Below are 20,513 nucleotides of genomic sequence, written 5' to 3' on the forward strand. Positions count from 1 at the left end.
CGAAGGCGGCGTGCCAGTTAGCGATTCTGTCGACTGACACGCCGCCTTCGCGAGCAAGCCCGCTCCCACAGGGTGTTGTGCAGGTCGAGCTGGCACAAAAAAGCCCCGGCAACCGTAAGGCTGCCGGGGCTTTGTCAGGCTCGCACCCGCTTACTGCTCGGCAGGCTTGCTCTGCCGCTTGTTGATCTCATCGATCAACCGCTTGGCCAGGGCCGGGTAGTTTTCATCGAAGTGGTGGCCGCCCGGCAATTTGATCGCCTCACCCACGGCCGTCTTGTCGGTGCAGCCGCTTTCGTCGGCTTCTTCGCCGCCATAGATGCACACCACTTTCTCGGCGGGCAGCTTGGCCATTTCCGGGCCCGTGGCGGCTTCGGTGCCGGCGTTGCCGAGCCAGCCCTCGACCTCGATCTCGAAGCTGCCGGTACGGGCGAAGGCGAGCAGGATAATCGCATCGACCCGCTGTTGTTCGGTAGCGGGCAGGCGGTTGTAGATCGCTGGCAGCACATCGGCGCCGAAGGAGTAGCCGGTCAGGATGAAGCGCTTCGTGCCCCAGATCTGCCGGTAGTGCTGCATCAGTTCGGTCAGGTCGGTCGCGCTCTGTTCGGGGCTCTTGTGCTGCCAGTAGTAGCGCAGGGTGTCGATGCCGACCACCGGGTAGCCGAGCTTGGCCATTTCGTCGGCCACGTCGCGGTCCAGGTCGCGCCAGCCACCGTCACCGGAAAGGAACAGCGTCACGGTATCCCGCGTTTGGCTGGCAGGCACTTCCACCACCGGGATGCTCAAGCCACCCTTGCCCTTTTCGGTACCGACCAGAATCTTGCGCAACTCGTTGTTCAGCACCTGCGGCAGGTTGATGTCGTAGTCGCTGATGCTGGTTTCGGCGTTGTGCTGGTCCCGCACGAAACCGGCACTGGTGTCGTCGGGGTTGTCGTTCCAGGCCACCAGCCAGCGACCGTGGGCGGCGCTTTTCGGTAGCAGGTGCGTGCAGCCGGGCTTTTCCAGGGCCAGGTCCACCGAAACGGCCTGGGCCTTGTCGTCCTTCTGTTCCGCCAACCAGCGCCAGGCCAGCACGGCGCCAGGGCCGATGCCGCTGACCAGCGTGGCCGGCCCATGAAGCTGTCTCAGGCCAGCCTGCAAGGCGCGGCCCTGCAACATGCAGTCCTTGGGCAGGATCACCTGGACGATCTCTGCCGAGCCGCTGCGGCTGAGGGTCGTCAGTTGGGTGTCGCTGAGCTTCTGGTCGTCATTGACCGCCACCAGCACATGGGCACGCGACTTGGAGCCAGGAATGACCCGGGTCATCGGCGCGCCGTCGGCGGGCTCCAGTTGTTCCAGGGTCGGTTGCGGGGCGGGGCGGTTCCAGTACCAGTAGCCGCCACCAAGAATCACCGCCAGCACCAGCAGGCTGGCTACCAGGTATCGCCAAAAGCGTTGCGTCATCAGCGTTTCACCAATCCAGTCAGGCCGCCTGCAATCAGGGCGGCGGTATCGGCCAGCGCGACCAGCGGATCGAGTCCGGCGGGCACGGCCATGTAACGAGGTTCCCAGTCAGGCTGGAATTTGTCTTTGAAACGGCGCAGCCCCTGGAAATTGTAGAGCTGCTCGCCACGGCGAAACACCATCGAACCCAGGCGTTGGGTCAGCGGTGCGCCACGACGCGGTTGCAGGCCCGAGAGAGGGACCATGCCGAGGCTGAAGCGTGCGTAGTCATGGTTCTTATAATGTTGGATCAGGCCGACCATCATGAACTCCATGGTCAGTTTCGGGGCTTCGGGGTGGGCGCGCATCAGGTCGAGGCTGGCCAGTTCATGGCTGTGGGTTTCCAACAAGTTGGCGAACGCGACTGGCTTGCCCTCGAAACGAATCACCGCGATGCGGAAATGCTTGAGGTAGTCGTCGCTGAAGCGGCCCAGGGAAAACCCTTTTTCCCGTACGTTCTTGCCGGTCAGCCAGGCATCGGAAATGACCTTGAGCTCATCCATCGGCGCCTGCCCCGGCTCGTGGATCTCCAGCGACAGGCCATCCCGGGTGCCGCGGTTCCAGGTGTAACGCAGGTCCTTCATCTCCTTGCCCTTGGCCTCGAGGTCGAAACGCTTGAGGTTGACCCGCGCTTCTTCGCCCAGCTTGATCGCGGTCAGGCCGATGTCCATGTAGTACGGCAGGTTTTCGGCACGTACCTGATAAAACACCGGGCGAGCATGATGAATGTCGCAAAGGTCGCGGAACTGCCAGATCATTTCCGCCCGTTGCTGGGTCGGTCCGATCGGATCATACAGTGCCACCAGGCTGCGGCCGCGACGCGCGTACATCAGGAACGCTTCGTCGTTAGGGTGAAACAGCAGCGCCTTGTCACCGGTCAGGGCCAAGCCACCGTCCGGTTGCGAGGACGCCATGAGAATGGTCTTGGCACGCTCCAGCTCTTCCGCCGTGGGCTGATGGATCACGGGGCGCGCCGTGCGCAGCAGCCAGGTCAGGGAAACCACCACCAGCAGGACGGCGGCGCCCAACAACGAGCGCAGGCCTCGGGGGGCATCGGCATCCAGGGTGAACTGCCACCACAATTGGTGACTGTAGGGCACGTCCTGATAGGCAAACAGCAACAGCCAGATCGATGCGCCCAGCACGCAGAGGCTGGCGATAAGGAACAAAGGCGAAAACGGCAGTTCGGTCAGGCGACTCGGACGGTAGAAAGAGCGTCGGAACACTGCCAGCAGGGCAGCGGTCAGGGTCAGCAGCGTGGCTTCTTCCCAGTCAAAGCCCTTGAGCAGCGAGAGCAGGGCGCCCACCAGCAGCAAAACCGTGGTCAGCATCCAGGCGGCGGACAGGCGCCGGCGCAGGCCTTGGGCCAGCAACAGGCAGAGCACGCCCACCAGGCTCGCGCCGAAGTGCGAGGCGTCCACCAGTCGATGGGGAATCAGGAAGCCGATGTGCTCCAGGCGTGTGTCGATCTCGGGGGTGACACCGGAAAACAGCAGCACCACGCCAGACAGGAATACCAGTACGGCCAGGATCGGCGCCGCAAAACCTGACGCCGCACGCAGGGTCTGGCGCGTCTGGAACAGCCGTTGCGCCTCGTTGATCAGCAGCAGCACGCAGGCCACCAGCATCGGCAGCAGCACGTAGATCAAGCGATACAGCAACAGGGCGGCGGCAAGCGGTGCGGCGCCCAGCTTGTCGGCAAACGCGGCCAGCAGGATCGCCTCGAACACCCCGACGCCACCCGGCACATGGCTGAGTACGCCGGCGGCCAGCGCGAGCAGATACACCAGCAGGAATGGACCGAACGGTGGCGCTTCAGGCAGCAGCAGGTAAAGCACCGTAGCGGCTGCGGCGACATCCAGCGCGGTAATGACCAGTTGCAGGAATGTCAGGCGCCGGCCCGGCAGGCGCAGCGTACGGCGACCGGCCTTGACCAGCAGGCTGTCCCGGTAGGGTTGCTCAGGCAACCGACGACGATAGATGCCAACGGCCAGCACGCTGGTGAGCAACAGGACCGCCACGGCGATCGAACCCAGCAAGACGGCGGGAAGGTGCAAGGCGGCAGACGCGGCGGGCAGGTTGCTCAGGGTTGCCAGCGCGGCCAAGGGGGGCAGCGCGCAGCCCAGGGACAGGCTGGCGAACAAGGTCATATGGGCGACGTCGGCTGCTCCCAGGCCATGCCGCGCATACAAGCGATAACGAACCGAGCCGCCCGACAGCAATGAGAGGCCGATGGCATTGCCAATGGCAAACGCAGTGAAACCGCCGAGGACCATGGTTTGAGGCGGCAGCGTTACGCCCGCGTAGCGGGTGGCGGACCATTCATAACCCAGCAGAATCACGAAGCCGGCGACGGTGGCGACAATTGCGCCGAGCAGCGCCGGCCTCGGCACGTCGAGGATCGAGTCATGCAAGGCGTAAAGATCGAGCTCGCTCAGGAGGTGGCGACAGGCGATCAACGCGATCGCAAACAGCAGCAGCGTGACGGCGAGACCGATAGGTTGGCGGTACTGGCTGATCCGGTCCAGCCAACGCAGTCGCTCGGCCTTGATCGGTTGTGTCGCAGTAACGGGGTCTTGCGGGTCAGACGAGTGGGCGCGCATCAATCACCTCTTGAGCTATGCGCGACAGGATGGGGGTATCCAGCCAAGTTACCAATCCCTGCGGCGGAAAATAATTACAAAATATTTGTAATGCGGCTTTTTCGACAGACACAAAAAAGGCCACTCTTTCGAGCAGCCTTTCTTGATATTTGGTTGCGGGAGCCGGATTTGAACCGACGACCTTCGGGTTATGAGCCCGACGAGCTACCAGACTGCTCCATCCCGCGTCTGTGTGGCGGCATTCTACAGGCGAACGCCAGAGTGTCAACCGTTAATAAGGCAAAGGGGCAAATTAACGGTCGTTCGCCTAAATGCTCGAAAAACAAAAGGAAATTGTCCTACAACTCAGGGCGCCTAGCGGCGACGTCTGTCGGTTGGTATAAAACTGGCGCCCACAAAAAAGGCCACTCTTTCGAGTAGCCTTTCTTGATGTTTGGTTGCGGGAGCCGGATTTGAACCGACGACCTTCGGGTTATGAGCCCGACGAGCTACCAGACTGCTCCATCCCGCGTCTGTGTGGCGGCATTCTACAGAGGATTGGCGCACTGTCAATCCCTTATCCGGAAAAACCTGTTCCGCTTCAATTGGTTAGCCTTCCGAAAGGTAATATGACAGCGCTGTGACGCACGGCTGGCAAGGGTTCGCGCTCTATTACCGGGTTCGGTGCGATTGAGGAAATAAATTTACGTAGGCTTTTTCCAGGTCTGCTGCAGGATATTTCAAACTACTGGTGCTATATACAGGTCCGAATGCGATACTGGCGCTCCGATTGGTCCCATATGCCGCTTCTTTTATGACGCAACGCAAAATCATCCACGTCGACTGCGACTGTTTCTATGCCGCTATCGAAATGCGCGATGATCCACGGCTGGCCGGCAAGCCCCTGGCGGTTGGCGGTTCGGCGGACCGGCGAGGCGTGATCGCTACTTGCAACTACGAAGCGCGGGCCTACGGCGTGCGTTCGGCCATGTCTTCCGGCCATGCCCTGAAACTCTGCCCTGACCTGACCATCGTCAAGCCGAGGATGGAGGCCTATCGGGAAGCGTCGAAGGAAATCCAAACAATCTTCAGCGATTACACTGACCTGATCGAGCCGCTGTCCCTGGACGAGGCGTACCTGGACGTCTCCGCCAGCGCGCATTTTGGCGGCAGCGCCACGCGTATCGCCCAGGACATTCGTCGGCGTGTGTCCAATCAACTGCACATCACCGTCTCCGCAGGCGTCGCGCCGAACAAGTTTCTCGCCAAGATCGCCAGCGACTGGAAGAAACCCAACGGCTTGTTCGTCATAACCCCCGATCAGGTGGACGATTTCGTCTCGGCGCTACCAGTGAGCAAGCTCCACGGGGTCGGCAAGGTCACCGCCGATAAACTGAACAGGCTGGGTATCGTTGATTGCCTGCACTTGCGCCAATGGGACAAGCTCGCGCTGGTGCGCGAATTCGGCAGTTTCGGTGAGAGGCTCTGGAGTCTTGCCCGTGGGATCGACGAGCGCCTGGTGCAGAACGACAGCCGGCGACAGTCCATCAGTGTGGAAAACACTTACGACGTCGATTTGCCCGACTTGAAAAGCTGTCTCGACAAGCTGCCGGAGCTGATGCAGACCCTCAGTGGGCGGATGGCGCGGATCGACAGCAGTTACCGGCCGGGCAAGCCGTTCGTTAAAGTGAAATTCCATGACTTTACCCAGACCACCCTGGAGCAAGCAGGAGCAGGACGGGACTTGGGCAGTTACCAGTTGCTGTTGACCCAGGCATTCAACCGGGGCGGCAAGCCGGTGAGATTATTGGGGATAGGGGTACGGTTGGAGGATTTGCGGGGCGGGTTTGAGCAGTTGGAGTTGTTCGAGCGTTGAGCGCTCGCCAAAGGGTAACGCTGTTCATTAAGGTCCTCTGGACCCTTGTGGCGAGGGAGCTTGCTCCCGCTCGGCTGCGAAGCAGCCGTGAACCGGCGAGTGCGGTGTATCTGGAGCTCCGCATTCGGCAGTTTTTTGGGGGTCGCTTCGCGGCCCAGCGGGAGCAAGCTCCCTCGCCACGGGGGGAGCATCCGAACTGGAGTCAATTGGCGCCAGGATCCGCCACCAACCGCCCGCCATCCTTGGTCAAGGCTTTCATGAACTCGGTCTGCAGCTCCGGATCGTTGCGGGTCAGCTCGATCAGGCTCTGTTCCAGCTCGCTGGCTTCTTCTTCAAGCCCCAGTTCCGACAGGCGTTTGACCCGGTGGACCCACTGGCTCACTTCGTCATCTTCCAAATCGTCGTAGATCAGCCCATGGGCCTCCACCAACTTGCTGCGCAGCGTGCTGCTGATGCTCAGGGATGAATCGGTGTGCACCTCGTCCTGGGCATCGGTCACGCTGATCTGCAATTTCCCGAATTGGCTCAGGTCATGTTCGGCGAAGGGGCTTTCCAGCAAGTTCAAGCGCAACACGCCATTGCGGTCTGTGCTCATCTCGAACGTCTGGCGAGCGGCTTTCACTTCGACCGGGCGCTCGCTCCAGGGCAGGCTCGAGTGTTCCGTGCGCTTGTCACGCTGGACTTCGTCGATACCGGCAAGGTTCTGTTGCGCCCGACCGTTGGAAGGTACGTTCATGAACGGGTTCAGCCCGGCGAAACCGTAGCTGATCCAGTCGCGGGTCGCGGAGTCGGGGAGGCTGCCCAAGGCGAATACGTTGACCACGTTCGCGCCGACGCCAGCGACCACCGCTACCGCGCCCAGCGGGATCTCGTAGATCTCCCGCCAAGGCTGGTAGGGCGTGTAGCGATCGTAGTGGCGGGTGACTTCGAATTCGGTGACTTCGAAAGTCTTCTGCTCATTGATCCGTACCCGACGCTGCGGCAGATCGAGCACCTTGGGTTCGCCCACATCGATCTGCAGGCTATGGTCGAGCAGCTTTCGCTCGATCCGTTCTTCGTGCTCGTTGCGTTGCGACATCTGGTTGGCGCAGCCGCTGACCAGCAGGGCGCCGCACAGTGCGGCGCCCCCGAGGCCTAAGGTGTTTCGCTTGAACATGACGTCTCTATCTGGTCTCAGCGGCGGATACGGGCCTGGAGGAAGGACAGCACGTCGGCGACCGGCAGCGCTTGCGGCTCGGCCTCGGTACGGCTCTTGTATTCCAGGTTGCCTTCGGCCAGGCCTCGGTCGCTGACCACGATCCGGTGCGGGATGCCGATCAGCTCCATGTCGGCGAACTTGATGCCGGGGCTGGTTTTCTTGTCGCGATCGTCCAGCAGCACCTCGAAGCCGGCGGCCGTCAATTCGGCGTAGAGCTTGTCGGTGGCTTCGCGAACCTGTTCGGTTTCATAACGCAGCGGCACCAGGGCGATCTGGAACGGCGCGAGTGTGTCGCTCCAGATGATCCCGTTCTCGTCGTTGTTCTGCTCGATGGCGGCGGCCACCACGCGGGACACGCCAATGCCATAGCAACCCATCTGCAGGGTGACTGGCTTGCCGTTCTCGCCCAGCACTTCGCATTTCATCGCCTTGCTGTACTTGTCGCCCAGCTGGAAGATGTGACCGACTTCGATGCCGCGCTTGATTTCCAGGGTGCCCTTGCCGTCCGGGCTTGGATCGCCGGCCACGACGTTGCGCAGGTCCGCGACGGTTGGAACCGGCAGGTCGCGCTCCCAGTTCACGCCGAAATAATGCTTGTCATCGATGTTGGCACCGATGGCGAAGTCGCTCATCAATTCCACGGAGCGGTCGATGATGATCGGCAGCGGCAGGTTCAGCGGGCCGAGGGAGCCGGCGCCAGCGCCGATGGCGTCGCGCAGCTCGGCATCGGTGGCCATGACCAGCGGGCTGGCGACGCCAGGCTGGTTGGCGGCCTTGATTTCATTCAGCTCATGATCGCCACGGATGATCAGGGCAATCAGCTTGCCTTCTTCTTCCGCACGCACGATCAGTGTCTTGATGGTGCGCTCGATGGGCAGGTTGTAGCCTTCCACCAATTGGGCAATGGTCTTGGTGTTCGGCGTGTCCACCAGGCGCAATTCTTCGGCCGGCGCGGCGCGGGATGTTTCCCGTGGCACGGCTTCGGCTTTCTCGATGTTTGCGGCGTAATCGGAGCCGTTGCTGAAGACAATGTCGTCTTCGCCGGATTCGGCCAGGACATGGAATTCATGCGAGCCGGCACCGCCGATGGAGCCGTTGTCGGCTTCTACAGGACGGAACTTCAGGCCCAGGCGAGTGAACACGTTGCAATACGCCTGGTGCATGCGGTCGTAAGTGACCTGCAACGACGCCAGGTCGGCATGGAACGAGTAGGAGTCCTTCATGATGAACTCGCGACCGCGCATCAGGCCGAAACGCGGACGGATCTCGTCACGGAACTTGGTCTGGATCTGGTACAGGTTGATCGGCAGCTGCTTGTAGCTGCTCAACTCGTTGCGCATCAGGTCGGTGATCACTTCTTCGTGGGTCGGGCCTGCACAGAAGTCGCGACCATGACGGTCCTTGATGCGCAGCAGCTCGGGGCCGTATTCCTCCCAGCGCCCCGACTCCTGCCACAGCTCGGCCGGTTGGGTGCTCGGCATCAACACTTCCAGGGAGCCGGCGGCGTCCATCTCTTCGCGAACGATGGCTTCGACCTTGCGCATCACCCGCAGGCCCATCGGCAGCCAGGTGTACAGGCCGGAGGCGAGTTTGCGGATCATGCCGGCACGCAGCATCAGCTGATGGCTGATCACGACGGCGTCGGAAGGCGTTTCTTTCTGTGTGGCGAGCAAAAATTGACTGGTGCGCATGGTTGGCCGTTGTCGGTTGCTGATGACGAGAAGTGACGCAGCATTGTACGGGCGAGATGCCCTGGCGTACAGGCGCGTGGCCTGTTGCCGGATCCAGGCGCCGGTTTCTTCGGCGCCTGCTGAGCTTTCCTACGACTCTTGGGCGGGCCGGGTTGGCGTTGATTCCGGCTCCGACTCCGATTCTGGCGTCGGGCCTTGGCGACTATTTTCCTGGTACCAATGCAAGGCGATCAGGAGCAAGGTCGGCACGCCGAGCAGGGCGGTGATCAGGAAGAAATCGTGATAGCCGAATTTCTCCACCATCACCCCTGAGTAGCCGCCAATCAGGCGTGGCAGCAGCAGCATGATCGAGCTGAGCAGGGCATATTGGGTGGCCGAGAATTTCAGGTTGGTCAGGCTCGACAGGTAGGCGACGAATGCCGAGGTGGCCAGGCCTGAGCTGAAGTTGTCGAGGGAAATCGTGACAATCAGCATCTTCAGGTTCGGGCCCATGTCGGTGAGCATCAGGAACAGGATGTTGGTGGCGGCCGAGGAAACACCGCCGATGAACAGGATCGGCAGGATTCCGAAACGCACGATCAGCAGGCCGCCCATGCCGGCGCCGACCAGTGTCATGATCAGCCCGAAGATCTTGCTGACGCTGGCGATCTGGTCCTTGGTAAAGCCTTGGTCGATGTAGAACACATTGGCCATGACGCCCATGACCGTGTCGGACATCCGGTAGGTGGCGATCAGTCCCAGCAGCAGGAGCGCCTGCCAGCGGTAGCGCAGGATGAAGTCGTTGACGGGCGTCAGTACCGGCGCCAGGCCTCGACGCCCCATGGACGACAGGCACAGGGCGGTCAGGAGGATGTAGAGGATGGCCCGCAGGAACGCGCGATCTTCGAGCAGCAGGTCGAGCAGGCTGACGCCTTCGAACAATACGCTGGCGAAGTCAGTGTTGTAGAGCTGGGTGAACATCGCCGGAACCGAAACCAGCAGCACGATCAGCACGAAGACCGAGGCCAGTTGGTGAACGAAGGTATAGCGCCCGGCCTGTAACTGGGTGCGCAGCGGTACGGGGGGTTCGCGCATCAAGAGTGACGTCAGCAAGGCTGGCACCATCAGCACGCCAAACAGAAGGTACGTTCCGGCCCAGGCCGAATGCTTGTAGCTGAACCCGGTGGAGCCAAACCCTTCGGCGAAGAACAGCGCGCCGGCCGTGGCGAGCAGTGCGGCGACCCGATAGCCAGACATATAGCTGGCGGCCAACGCGGCCTGGCGGGTGTCTTCGACGATTTCCAGGCGATAGGCATCGACGGCGATGTCCTGGGTGGCTGAGGCGAAGGCGACTATGACGGCAATCGCGATCAACCAGGACAGGTGCTTTTGCGGGTCGCAGAAGCTCATCCCGACCAGGCCGAGGATCACCAGGCCTTGGGAAAGCACCAACCATGAGCGCCGACGCCCCAGTTTGCCCAGCAACGGAAGGCGCCATTGATCGAGCAATGGCGACCACACCCATTTGAAGGCATAGGCCAGGCCGATCAGGCTCGCGTAACCGATGGTCTCGCGGGCCACGCCGGCCTCGCGCAACCAGACCGAGAGTGTGGAAAACACCAGCATGTACGGCAAGCCGGCGGCGAAGCCAAGCAGCAACAGCACGAGCGTCGAAGGACTGGCATAGGCGGCGAGGGCGGCGCGCCAGGTTTTACGGGGCATGGGCTGGAGTCTGCCTCAAAAATTGCGAAAACAAAGCGCGCACTCTAACCGCTGTGCTCTACCGGGCGCCAGCCATGGCGCTGAATATCAACACGATTATTCAGGACACTGATCCCTTCCATGCGCAAGCGTGCGCGTTGTTCATCTCCCGAGGCGCTGCCCGCCGGCAGGCTGATCCGACCGCCGGCCGCCAGCACTCGATGCCAGGGCAGCTTGGTGTCGTTCGGCAATTGGCTGAGCGTGCGTCCGACCCAGCGGGCCGCGCGGCCCAGGCCGGCCATATCGGCAAGCTGACCATAAGTGACGACTTTGCCTTCCGGTACCTGCGCCAGGGTCAGGTAGAGCGTGGTTCGTCGGACTTGGGCTGGATTTTCGGGAGGCGCTGGGGTGTCAGTCACGGGGGTTGTTCCTGGAAATAGGTCCGTCTGTAGATTAATTCCTACGGATCGTGTTGATAAGTGAACTCATCACCCGTACGCGGGTCAGTCGTTGCTGAGGTGTCATCCTGGGGGATAATGCCGCCTTTTCACCGAAAACTTGAGCCCATTATCGCTTATGTTGTCCAGAACCCTGCTGTGCCTAGCTGTTACGAGCGCCTCCATGCCATTGCTTGCCGATACCGTCTGGTTGAAGAACGGCGACAAGCTCAGCGGCAAGATTACCGTTTTCGATGGCGGCAAACTGTTGATCCAGACCGATTACGCCGGCGCGGTCCCGATTGACTGGAAACAGGTCAAGACACTTGAAAGCGACCAGCAATTGTTGGTCAAGCAGGACGCTTATTCTGGCGAAAAGGCCAAGGCCCTGCAGCCTGCGGAAGAGGGCAAGGTGACTTTGGCCAATGGTGATGCGCCCAAGACCGTTGAGCTGGCGAGTATCCAGCAGATCCTCAAGCCCAAGCCGGTGGTCGAGGACTTGGTCTGGAAAGGCAATATCGACGCCGCGCTGGATTACCAGCGCGCAGAAGCTGATACCGACGATTACGACATCGATTTCAAGACCTCTGCGCGCCACGGCAGGTGGCGGCACACTGCTGAAGGCGAGTACAACCGTGAATTCCAGGATGACGTGGTGTCGGCGGACAACTGGCGGCTGGAATATTCCCTCGACCGGTTCATCACTGACAAATGGTTCTGGCAAGGTCGCCTCAATTACAAGCGCGACAAAGTCGAAGACCTGGCCCGCCAGCGCGTAGTCGGTACCGGTCCGGGCTACCAATTCTGGGATGACGAGCTGGGAGCGTTCTCCCTGGGTTCGTTGCTCAACCGCACGGATTACGAATATCGCGATGGGGGCAAGGACAACTTCTATTCCGTCGCCATGAAGTGGGATTACAACCGCTACCTGATTGGCAAGCGCGTGGAGTTCTTCACCAACGGCGAAGTCGGCAAGCCGCTATCCGATGTCGCCGACTACGCCTATGACGCGGAAGTCGGGTTGCGCTACAAGGTGACCGACTGGGCGTCGCTCAACCTCAAGGCCGAGAAGGACGTGATCGAAGGGACTGAAGACAGCGACCTGAGCAAGACGCGCTACACGGCTGGGTTTGGCGTGACCTGGTAATCCCAGGCTAACCAACAAACCAATGTGGGAGCGAGATCGCTCGCGATAGCGGTGGATCAGCAACATCTACGTTGACTGACAGATCGCTATCGCGAGCAAGCTCGCTCCCACAGGTTTTTTTGTGCCTGAAAAACGACAGGCACAAAAAAGCCCCGCTTTTAAGGGCGGGGCTTCTTACTAAAGCAAGGACAAGTTAGATAACTTGAACTTCTTCAGCTTGCATGCCTTTCTGACCGCGGGTAGCGATGAAAGAAACCTGTTGGCCTTCTTTCAGGCTTTTGAAGCCGTCGGATTGGATAGCTTTGAAGTGAACGAACAGGTCGTCACCGGATTGTGGGGTGATGAAGCCGAAGCCTTTTTCATCGTTGAACCACTTAACGGTACCGGTTTGGCGATTAGACATGGTGTAACTCCTTGAACAAAGATAACTGCGACTCAGGAAGAACCCTGGCCGAGACTGAGTGCAAAGAGCAGGAAAAATTCTTGTAGATGGTTGGATCGAAATTCAACATATCGTGTAGAGATTCTCAGTGACACAAGCAGCACAGTGACGCCACCTTAACCCTTTTTCCGGAACGTGCCAATGGTCTTTGCGAAGGTTTCTCGGTTTTAATGACTGACGGCAAGCGCGATGGCCGCCGGGGCCCGGAAATCAAGGTGGATCGCCGAGATTTGCGTCGCGCACTTTGAACCCGACCCGCGCCCCGGTAAGATGCCGGACAGTTTTTTCCACCTCGCTATTCAGGAAACCCGCCATGAGCATCAAATCGGACAAGTGGATTCGCCGCATGGCGCAAGAGCACGGCATGATCGAGCCTTTCGTCGAGCGCCAGATGCGTGGCGAAGGCGCCGACCGGCTGATTTCCTTCGGCGTTTCCAGCTACGGCTACGACGTGCGCTGCGCCGATGAATTCAAGGTGTTCACCAACATCAATTCCGCCACCGTCGACCCGAAGAATTTCGACGAGAAGAGCTTCGTCGACATCAAGAGCGATGTTTGCATCATTCCACCGAACTCCTTCGCCCTGGCCCGCACCGTGGAGTATTTCCGCATTCCGCGCAACGTATTGACTATCTGCCTGGGCAAAAGCACCTATGCCCGCTGTGGCATCATCGTCAACGTGACGCCGTTGGAACCTGAGTGGGAAGGCCATGTGACGCTGGAGTTCTCCAACACCACCACCCTGCCGGCGAAGATCTATGCCAACGAGGGTGTGGCGCAGATGCTGTTCCTCGAATCCGACGAGGAGTGCGAAGTGTCCTACAAGGATCGGGGTGGTAAATACCAGGGCCAGCGCGGCGTGACACTGCCGCGTACCTGATTCTGACGAGCTGTTGGAATTCCTGAGCGGGCAGGCACTCTATGAAGTGTACTGCCCGTTTTTTTGCGTCAGCCCCAATGGGCCTTCGCTCAGGAGTAGCTCTATGAAGATCGATCCGCGAATCAGTGCCGAACTGGCAAGGCTTGAGCCCAATCAGATCGGCGTCCTGGCTTGGTCACTGCTGGCCCATCCTGTCGAAGCGGCGGGTGGGATTCCCGGTGACCCCGATCCTGATCCCAACCCCACGGAACCCACCGAACCCGGTGAGCCGACGCTTCCGGACGAGCCACCTCCTGCTCCCGTAGCCTGATCCGAACATGGCCCGTCAGATGAAGCGCAAATGCTTCAACTGACGGGCCATATTTCGTTGTCGCCGATGACAAAGATCTTGCAATCGTTCCCTTGCTCGACCCGATAGCCTCCCGTGAACGCGCCAAAAGCCGGCAGCAGGCTGATGTCGCTGCCGAGGCGAAAGCACGGCAGGCGCAGCCGCTGCCGACCTTTGCCACTGAGATGGTAGACCGGGTGCACGTGGCCGGCCAGAACGTGCCGGCTCGAATGCGGGTGCGGTTCGTGTTGCACGGCGAAAGGACCCAGCAGCAGCGGCTCGGGGACGACGCGGATATTCAGGCCCGGCGGCGGGTCGCCGGCACGCTTGTCGTGATTGCCGCGTATGAGCGTCATGGCCAGGGACGGGTGTCGCGCACGCCAGTCCGCCAAGGCCCTTAAGGTTCCCGGTGCATGGGAGCCGGGCCCATGGAGAAAATCTCCAAGGAAAATCAGCAGTCGGCAGGGCAGGCTCGCCAGCAATGCATCGAGCGCCGCGATGTTGCTCGCTGTCGTGCCATGGGGAACCGGCTGGCCGAGGCTGCGGTACGCAGCGGCTTTGCCGAAATGTACATCCGCCACCATCAACGTTTCCTGGGCGGGCCAGTACAGGGCTTTTTGCGGGAGCAGCCAGAGCTCTTCCCCGGCGAGGTTGACGGGATAGGGCGCGGCCATCAGGCGGTCCCCCGATCGGCGGTTCTTTCCAGTTCGCTGACCATTCGGCGAATGCGGTCGGCGAGCTTTTCCGAACTCATGCTTTCGCGGAACCGCTCCACCAGCAATGGGAAACCCAGCGGGGTCGGGCGCTTGATGACATGCAGGTCGAGCTTCAAGGTATCGAGGCGTTCCAAGGTCTGCTCCAATCGGCGTATATCCAGTTCTTCGCGCAGGACTTCCTCGCCGGCCTGGGCCAGCAGCAGGTTGTCGGCGTCGTATTGCTTGAACACCTGGAAGAACAAGCCGCTGGACGCCTGGACTTGCCGAGTGCTCTTCGGCGCGCCGTGATAGCCGGCGAACACCAGCCCGGCGATCCGGGCGATCTCTCGGAAGCGGCGCAAGGCCAGTTCACCGGCGTTCAGGCTGGCAAGGACGTCGTCCAGCAAGTGGTCGGTGCGCAACAGCGTCGGGTTCAGGTGTGCCGACCAATCCAGCTCGGTGGCGCTGAGCAATTCCAGGCCGTAGTCGTTGACCGCAATGGAAAACGTCACCGGTTGCCGTTGGCTGACGCGCCAGGCCAGCAAGCTGGCGAGTCCCAGGTGAACCTGGCGTCCGGCGAATGGATACAGGAACAAGTGCCAACCTTCCCGGGATTTGAGGGTTTCGGCCAGCAACGTGCCTTGCGTGGGCAAACCGGACCAGCGCAGTTGCGTGCTCAACATGGGCTGCGCCGCTTGCATTTCCGGGCCGTCGAAATGACCGGCGGCGGCTTCGCTCAGGCGCGCCACGACAGCTGCGGCGAGCTCGCTGGAAAGCGGCATGCGCCCACCGTTCCAGCGCGGTACGGCGGCTTTCTTCGCCTGGCTGCGCCGCACGTAGGCGGTCATGTCCTCCACCCGGACCAGCTCTAGCAGCCGGCCGGCAAACAGGAAACCATCGCCGGGCCGCAGGCGTGCGATGAAACCTTCTTCCACGCTGCCCAGGGTCTTGCCGCCACCGCCCTTGCTCCAGAACTTCAGTTGCAGGCTGGCGTCGCTGACGATGGTGCCGATGCTCATGCGATGACGCCTGGCCAGGCGGGCGTCGGGGACGCGCCAGATGCCGTGTTCGTCCGGTTCGACCCGTCGGTAGTCGGGGTAGGCCGTCAGCGACAACCCGCCGTGACGAACGAACGCCAGGGCCCAGGCCCATTCAGCCAGGTTCAGGTTGCGGTAGGCCCAGGCGCTACGGACCTCGTCGAACAGCTCATCGGGAGTGAAACCGCCGCCCAGGGCCATGCTGACCAGGTGCTGGACCAGGACATCCAAGGGTTTGTCGGGCGATTCCCGCGGTTCGATGCGTCGCTGTGCCGCGGCGTCCTGGGCAGCGGCAGCCTCGACGAGCTCCAGGCTATGGGTGGGCACCAGGGTTATCCGCGAGGTCCGTCCCGGCGCATGGCCGGAGCGCCCGGCGCGTTGCATCAGTCGCGCAACGCCTTTGGCCGAGCCGATCTGCATCACGCGTTCGACGGGAAGGAAATCCACGCCGAGGTCCAGGCTGGACGTGCACACGACGGCCTTGAGCTGGCCGTCCTTCAACGCTCGCTCCACCCAGTCGCGGGTATCACGGGACAACGAGCTGTGGTGCAGCGCAATCAGCCCGGCCCAATCCGGTCGCGCATCGAGAATGGCCTGGTACCAGATTTCCGATTGCGCGCGGGTGTTGGTGAAGACCAGGCAACTGCCGCTGGCGTCAATTTCGGCGACAACCTGAGGCAGCATTTTCAAGCCGATGTGCCCGGCCCATGGAAAGCGCTCGAGGGTCGGTGGCAACAGCGTATCGACCTGTAGGGCTTTGCCGTTGGCGCCCTGCACGCTGACCCCGTTGCCTTGCGGGATAAGGACTTGCTCGGCGTGTGCCTGATTACCCAAGGTCGCGGATACGCCCCACACAATCAGCCCGGGATGCCAGCGTCGCAGGCGCGCCAACGCCAATTGCAACTGGACGCCACGCTTGTTGCCGAGCAGTTCGTGCCATTCATCCACCATGACCATGCGCAGGGTCGAGACGGCGGTTTGCGCATCGGCACGGGCCAGCATCAGCGTCAGGCTTTCCGGTGTGGTGATCAGCGCAGTGGGCAGGCGCCGGCCTTGGCGGGCGCGCTCGCTGGCGCTGGTGTCGCCAGTGCGCAGGCCGACGCTCCATGGGATTTGCAACGGCGTGAGCGGCGCTTCGAGGGCTTTGGCGGTGTCGGCGGCCAAGGCCCGCATGGGCGTGATCCACAAGACCGTCAACGGCTCGGCCGGCGGTTTGCGTTTGCGCGGCTTATCCGGCGGCGGCACTGAGCGCGCGAAACGATTGAGGGCGGCAAACCAGACGGCGTAGGTCTTGCCGGCGCCGGTGCTGGCATGCAGCAGCCCCGACTCGCCGCGCTTGACGGCGGCCCACACGTGTTTTTGAAAAGCGAACGGCTTCCAGCCCCGGGCGTCGAACCACTGTTTCGCGAAGTTGCTGGATGTCGCCATGGGTGCCGTGCATGCCCTGAAAGTCCTTCTTCAGAGACCACGGCGGCGGGTGAAAGGTTTTATGACTTGGTTGTGGCGGGCGCGCTGTTGTGGCGAGGGAGCTTGCTCCCGCTGGAGGCGCAGTCTCCCCAGCAGCGTGTCAGCCAAGGCCAGGGGGCCGCTTCAGCCCAGCGGGAGCAAGCTCCCTCGCCACGGGGGCGGGGAGTTATTTAAGATTGCCACTGAGGAATTGCTTGAGCCGTTCGCTCTTCGGATTGCCCAATACGTCTTCCGGCGCGCCTTCTTCTTCCACCAGGCCCTGGTGCAGGAACAGTACCTGGTTGGACACCTTGCGAGCGAAGCTCATTTCGTGGGTCACCATGATCATGGTCCGGCCTTCTTCGGCCAGGCCCTGGATGACCTTCAACACTTCGCCTACCAGTTCCGGGTCCAGGGCCGACGTCGGCTCGTCGAACAGCATGACTTCCGGCTCCATCGCCAATGCGCGGGCAATCGCGACGCGCTGTTGCTGGCCGCCGGAGAGGAACGCCGGGTATTGCTCGGCAACGCGGGCCGGCAGGCCGACCTTGTCGAGGTAGCGACGGGCGCGGTCGTCGGCTTCCTGCTTGCTGACACCCAGCACCCGGCGCGGCGCCATGGTGATGTTTTCCAGCACGGTCATGTGGCTCCACAGGTTGAAGTGCTGGAACACCATGGCCAGGCGCGTGCGGATGCGCTGCAACTCGTCGGCGTCGGCCACACGCATGCCGTGGTGATCCTTGATCATCTGGATCGACTGGCCGTCCAGGCTCATGGCGCCGTCGTTGGGTTGTTCGAGGAAATTGATGCAACGCAGGAAGGTACTTTTGCCCGAGCCGCTGGCGCCGATCAGGCTGATCACGTCGCCGGTCCTGGCCTTGAGCGAAACCCCTTTGAGCACCTCATGCTGGCCGTAGCTCTTGTGCAGGCCTTCAATGGTCAGTTTGTACATGGAGCAGGCATCCTCAAGGCGAAAGTAGGTAACCACTGCGGTAGGCTTCGGTCCCGGCGACATGGGCGATGACCATGCCGGCAGTGGCCATGCGACGCAGCGAGCGGGCGTATAGCAGCCCGGCATTACGGCAATGGACGGGGGTGACGGTGTCGTTGACCGGGTCGATGATCTCGGCGATCAGTTGCCCGGCCTCCATGTACTCGCCGGGCAGGGCGCTGTACACCAGCAGGCCGCCGACCGGCGTCGCCACCGGTTCGACGGCGGCCAACGGCGTGGCTGGGTAGGGCAGGTCGGGCAACGGCACCGGTTCGCCGTCGATGGCGCCGAAGCGGATCAGGTATTCGATCAAGGCCTGGCAGTCGAGGCTCGCCAGGCCATGGTTGACGTCACCCTGGCCGCGCAATTCGACGGTGACCGAAAAGCTTCCCAGGGGGATTTCGAATCGTTCTCCAAAACGCTCCTTGAGTTGCCACCAGAGCAGTGTGAAACACTCATCGAAGGATTGGCCGCCCGAGTCGGTGGCCAACAGGCTGGCCTCGGCACCGATGTAGCGTGCCAGCGGCTCGACCTGGGGCCAGGCTTCGGGCGTGGTGTAGAGGTGGGCCACGGCTTCGAAGTCGCAATGCAAGTCGAGCACCATGTCGGCGTCGCAGGCCAGTCGTTGCAGGACCAGGCGCTGGGATTGCAGTTGAGTGCCGGCGGTCTGCCGACTCAGGGCATCACGCAGGCTGGTGCGGATGAGCAACAGGTTGTGCTGCGGATCGTCGGTGAGCAGCTCTTCGATTTCGTTACCGATCTCTTCGCTCAGGTCGACGAAGCGGCGATTGAAATTCTGCCCACTCTCCAGTTCGTAGCGGCCCAGGGGCACATCCATCAATACCTGTTCAAGGCCGATGGGGTTGGCGACAGGCACCAGCACGATTTCGTACCGCAGGTGGCCGGACGCCTCGAGTTCGGCCAGGCGCTGCTTGAGGTGCCAGGCCACGAGCATGCCGGGCAGCTCATCGGCGTGCAGGGACGACTGGATATAGATTTTGCCCTCGGCTTTTTCCGGGCCGAAGTGGAAGCTGTGGATCTTGCGTGCGGTCCCCGGCAGCGGGGCCAGCAGGTCATGGATCTGGTGGCGCATTTACGTGTATGTCCTGGAACGGAAGCCTTAGTGGGTTGGGCCGAGAAAGGCCAGCCAGCGGCGTTCGGCGAGACGGAAGAGGCCCACCAGTGCAAACGTGACGGTCAGGTAGATCAACGCGGCGATCCCGAACGACTGGAACGTCAGGAATGTGGCCGAGTTGGCGTCTCGCGCGACTTTCAGTACATCGGGAACGGTAGCGGTGAACGCCACGGTCGTCGAGTGCAGCATCAGAATCACTTCGTTGCTGTAATACGGCAGTGAACGACGCAGGGCCGACGGCATGATCACGTAGGCGTAGAGCTTCCAGCCGGTCAAGCCGTAAGCCTTGGCCGCTTCGACCTCGCCATGGTTCATGCTGCGGATTGCCCCGGCAAAAATCTCCGTGGTGTACGCGCAAGTGTTCAAGGCGAAGGCCAGGATCGTGCAGTTCATCGCGTCGCGAAAGAAACTGTCGAGCACGGGTTGGGCGCGTACCGCCTCGATGCTGTAGATGCCGGTGTAGCAGATCAGCAGTTGGATGTAGAGCGGCGTGCCACGGAACAGGTAGGTATAGAACTGCACGGGCCAGCGGACGTAGAACTTGGATGAAACCCGGGCGATGGACAGCGGGATCGACACCACGAAGCCGATCAGCAACGAAGCGCTGAGCAGCCACAGGGTCATCGCCAGGCCCGTGATGTGGACGCCGTCGCTGTAGAGGAACGGTCGCCAGTATTCCTGCAGGAGTTCGATCATCGCACGGCCTCCCGGGCTCCGGCGGCGTAGCGGCGTTCGAGCCAGCGCAGGATGACATTGGATGCGCTGGTGATCAGCAGGTAGATCAACGCTGCCAGCACCAGGAAGTAGAACAGCTGGTAGGTGCTCTTGCCCGCGTCCTGTGCCGCCTTGACCAGGTCGGCCAGGCCGATGATCGACACCAGTGCGGTGGCCTTGAGCATCACCATCCAATTGTTGCCGATGCCCGGCAGGGCAAAGCGCATCATTTGCGGGAACACCACGTAGCGGAAACGCTGGCCACGCTTGAGGCCATAAGCCGTGGCCGCTTCGACCTGCCCGCGAGGCACCGCGAGGATCGCGCCGCGAAAGGTTTCGGTGAAGTACGCGCCATAAATGAAGCCCAGGGTGATGACCCCAGCGCCGAATGGGTTGATCTCGATGTATTCCCATTCCATGAAATCAGTAAAAGAAGTCAGCCAGGTTTGCAGGCTGTAGAAGATCAGCAGCATCAGCACCAGGTCGGGTACGCCGCGAATCAGCGTGGTGTAGAGCTGGGCTGGAATACGCAGCAGCTTGACGCTGGACAACTTGGCGCTGGCGCCCAGCAGGCCGAGCAAGACGCTTAACAGCAAGGACAGGGCAGAGAGCTTGATCGTCATCCAGGTGCCTTGCATCAGCAGCGGGCCGAAGCCCTGCAGGCTGAAGGCCGAGAGCCCCAGATTTTGTAGGAGTTGTTCGAACATGGAAGGTGCCTTTGGCAGAAAAAAAGTGCCCACCCGAAACCGGGTGGG

General features: G+C 61.6%; 17 protein-coding genes and 2 tRNA genes. 4 read left to right on the forward strand and 15 right to left on the reverse strand.

The annotated features are described in order from the left end of the window. Positions 1-150 precede the first annotated feature (150 nt). The 4 genes from JMN22_RS16530 to JMN22_RS16545 all read right to left on the reverse strand — a co-directional run bounded on the left by JMN22_RS16530 (position 151) and on the right by JMN22_RS16545 (position 4,593). On the reverse strand, positions 151-1,440 hold the full coding sequence (locus JMN22_RS16530) for a virulence factor family protein (protein ID WP_198797655.1): 1,290 nt from the start codon (positions 1,438-1,440) through the stop codon (positions 151-153). Next, complete coding sequence (mprF, locus tag JMN22_RS16535; protein WP_198797656.1) at positions 1,440-4,082, reverse strand: bifunctional lysylphosphatidylglycerol flippase/synthetase MprF; 2,643 nt, start codon at positions 4,080-4,082, stop codon at positions 1,440-1,442. The genes JMN22_RS16530 and mprF overlap by 1 nt, the downstream gene beginning before the upstream one ends. A gap of 150 nt (positions 4,083-4,232) precedes the next feature. Next, positions 4,233-4,309 (reverse strand) — tRNA-Met (locus JMN22_RS16540). Positions 4,310-4,516: 207 nt separating this feature from the next. Further along, positions 4,517-4,593, reverse strand: a tRNA-Met gene (locus JMN22_RS16545). A gap of 282 nt (positions 4,594-4,875) precedes the next feature. Here JMN22_RS16545 and dinB point away from each other — a divergent pair. Then, positions 4,876-5,937, forward strand: coding sequence for a DNA polymerase IV (gene dinB, locus JMN22_RS16550; RefSeq protein WP_198797657.1), 1,062 nt, complete (start codon positions 4,876-4,878; stop codon positions 5,935-5,937). 202 nt (positions 5,938-6,139) lie between these two features. On the opposite strand, the gene JMN22_RS16555 is transcribed toward dinB, so the two are convergent. The 4 genes from JMN22_RS16555 to JMN22_RS16570 all read right to left on the reverse strand — a co-directional run bounded on the left by JMN22_RS16555 (position 6,140) and on the right by JMN22_RS16570 (position 10,925). Then, positions 6,140-7,093 carry a hypothetical protein gene (locus JMN22_RS16555; RefSeq protein ID WP_030139423.1) on the reverse strand — a complete coding sequence of 318 codons (954 nt, stop codon included), beginning with the start codon at positions 7,091-7,093 and terminating at the stop codon, positions 6,140-6,142. A gap of 17 nt (positions 7,094-7,110) precedes the next feature. Beyond that, positions 7,111-8,826: a proline--tRNA ligase gene (locus tag JMN22_RS16560; RefSeq protein ID WP_030139422.1), complete on the reverse strand. Its 1,716-nt coding sequence runs from the start codon at positions 8,824-8,826 to the stop codon at positions 7,111-7,113. A gap of 129 nt (positions 8,827-8,955) precedes the next feature. Further along, positions 8,956-10,527, reverse strand: coding sequence for an AmpG family muropeptide MFS transporter (locus JMN22_RS16565; protein WP_030139421.1), 1,572 nt, complete (start codon positions 10,525-10,527; stop codon positions 8,956-8,958). A gap of 44 nt (positions 10,528-10,571) precedes the next feature. Continuing rightward, entirely contained in the window at positions 10,572-10,925 is a 354-nt protein-coding gene (locus tag JMN22_RS16570; RefSeq protein ID WP_198797658.1) for an MGMT family protein, read from the reverse strand. A 157-nt stretch (positions 10,926-11,082) separates the two neighbouring features. Between JMN22_RS16570 and JMN22_RS16575 the strand changes: the two genes are divergently transcribed. Next, entirely contained in the window at positions 11,083-12,090 is a 1,008-nt protein-coding gene (locus tag JMN22_RS16575; RefSeq protein WP_198797659.1) for a DUF481 domain-containing protein, read from the forward strand. A gap of 193 nt (positions 12,091-12,283) precedes the next feature. Here the strand turns inward: JMN22_RS16575 and JMN22_RS16580 are convergent, their stop codons facing one another. Next, on the reverse strand, positions 12,284-12,493 hold the full coding sequence (locus tag JMN22_RS16580; protein ID WP_002554837.1) for a cold-shock protein: 210 nt from the start codon (positions 12,491-12,493) through the stop codon (positions 12,284-12,286). Positions 12,494-12,845: 352 nt separating this feature from the next. Between JMN22_RS16580 and dcd the strand changes: the two genes are divergently transcribed. After that, positions 12,846-13,412, forward strand: a complete 567-nt coding sequence (gene dcd / locus JMN22_RS16585; protein WP_017126297.1) for a dCTP deaminase — start codon at positions 12,846-12,848, stop codon at positions 13,410-13,412. A gap of 103 nt (positions 13,413-13,515) precedes the next feature. After that, positions 13,516-13,722 carry a hypothetical protein gene (locus JMN22_RS16590; protein WP_030139418.1) on the forward strand — a complete coding sequence of 69 codons (207 nt, stop codon included), beginning with the start codon at positions 13,516-13,518 and terminating at the stop codon, positions 13,720-13,722. A 35-nt stretch (positions 13,723-13,757) separates the two neighbouring features. On the opposite strand, the gene pdeM is transcribed toward JMN22_RS16590, so the two are convergent. The 6 genes from pdeM to JMN22_RS16620 form a co-directional block, all read right to left on the reverse strand. Further along, the gene (gene pdeM / locus JMN22_RS16595; protein ID WP_030139417.1) at positions 13,758-14,414 is read right to left on the reverse strand and encodes a ligase-associated DNA damage response endonuclease PdeM; all 657 of its coding nucleotides are present in this window, start codon (positions 14,412-14,414) and stop codon (positions 13,758-13,760) included. Next, positions 14,414-16,900, reverse strand: coding sequence for a ligase-associated DNA damage response DEXH box helicase (locus JMN22_RS16600; protein ID WP_198797660.1), 2,487 nt, complete (start codon positions 16,898-16,900; stop codon positions 14,414-14,416). Before JMN22_RS16600 ends, pdeM begins: the two co-directional genes overlap by 1 nt. Positions 16,901-17,105: 205 nt before the next feature. Next, on the reverse strand, positions 17,106-17,870 hold the full coding sequence (locus JMN22_RS16605; protein ID WP_181289279.1) for an ABC transporter ATP-binding protein: 765 nt from the start codon (positions 17,868-17,870) through the stop codon (positions 17,106-17,108). A 13-nt stretch (positions 17,871-17,883) separates the two neighbouring features. Beyond that, entirely contained in the window at positions 17,884-19,002 is a 1,119-nt protein-coding gene (locus JMN22_RS16610) for a succinylglutamate desuccinylase/aspartoacylase family protein (RefSeq protein WP_030139414.1), read from the reverse strand. A 27-nt stretch (positions 19,003-19,029) separates the two neighbouring features. After that, the gene (locus JMN22_RS16615; RefSeq protein ID WP_198797661.1) at positions 19,030-19,740 is read right to left on the reverse strand and encodes an ABC transporter permease; all 711 of its coding nucleotides are present in this window, start codon (positions 19,738-19,740) and stop codon (positions 19,030-19,032) included. Further along, positions 19,737-20,465 carry an ABC transporter permease gene (locus tag JMN22_RS16620; protein WP_198797662.1) on the reverse strand — a complete coding sequence of 243 codons (729 nt, stop codon included), beginning with the start codon at positions 20,463-20,465 and terminating at the stop codon, positions 19,737-19,739. Before JMN22_RS16620 ends, JMN22_RS16615 begins: the two co-directional genes overlap by 4 nt. Positions 20,466-20,513 lie beyond the last annotated feature (48 nt).

This window comes from Pseudomonas sp. HB05, assembly GCF_016756915.1.
Classification (GTDB): Bacteria; Pseudomonadota; Gammaproteobacteria; order Pseudomonadales; family Pseudomonadaceae; genus Aquipseudomonas; species Aquipseudomonas alvandae.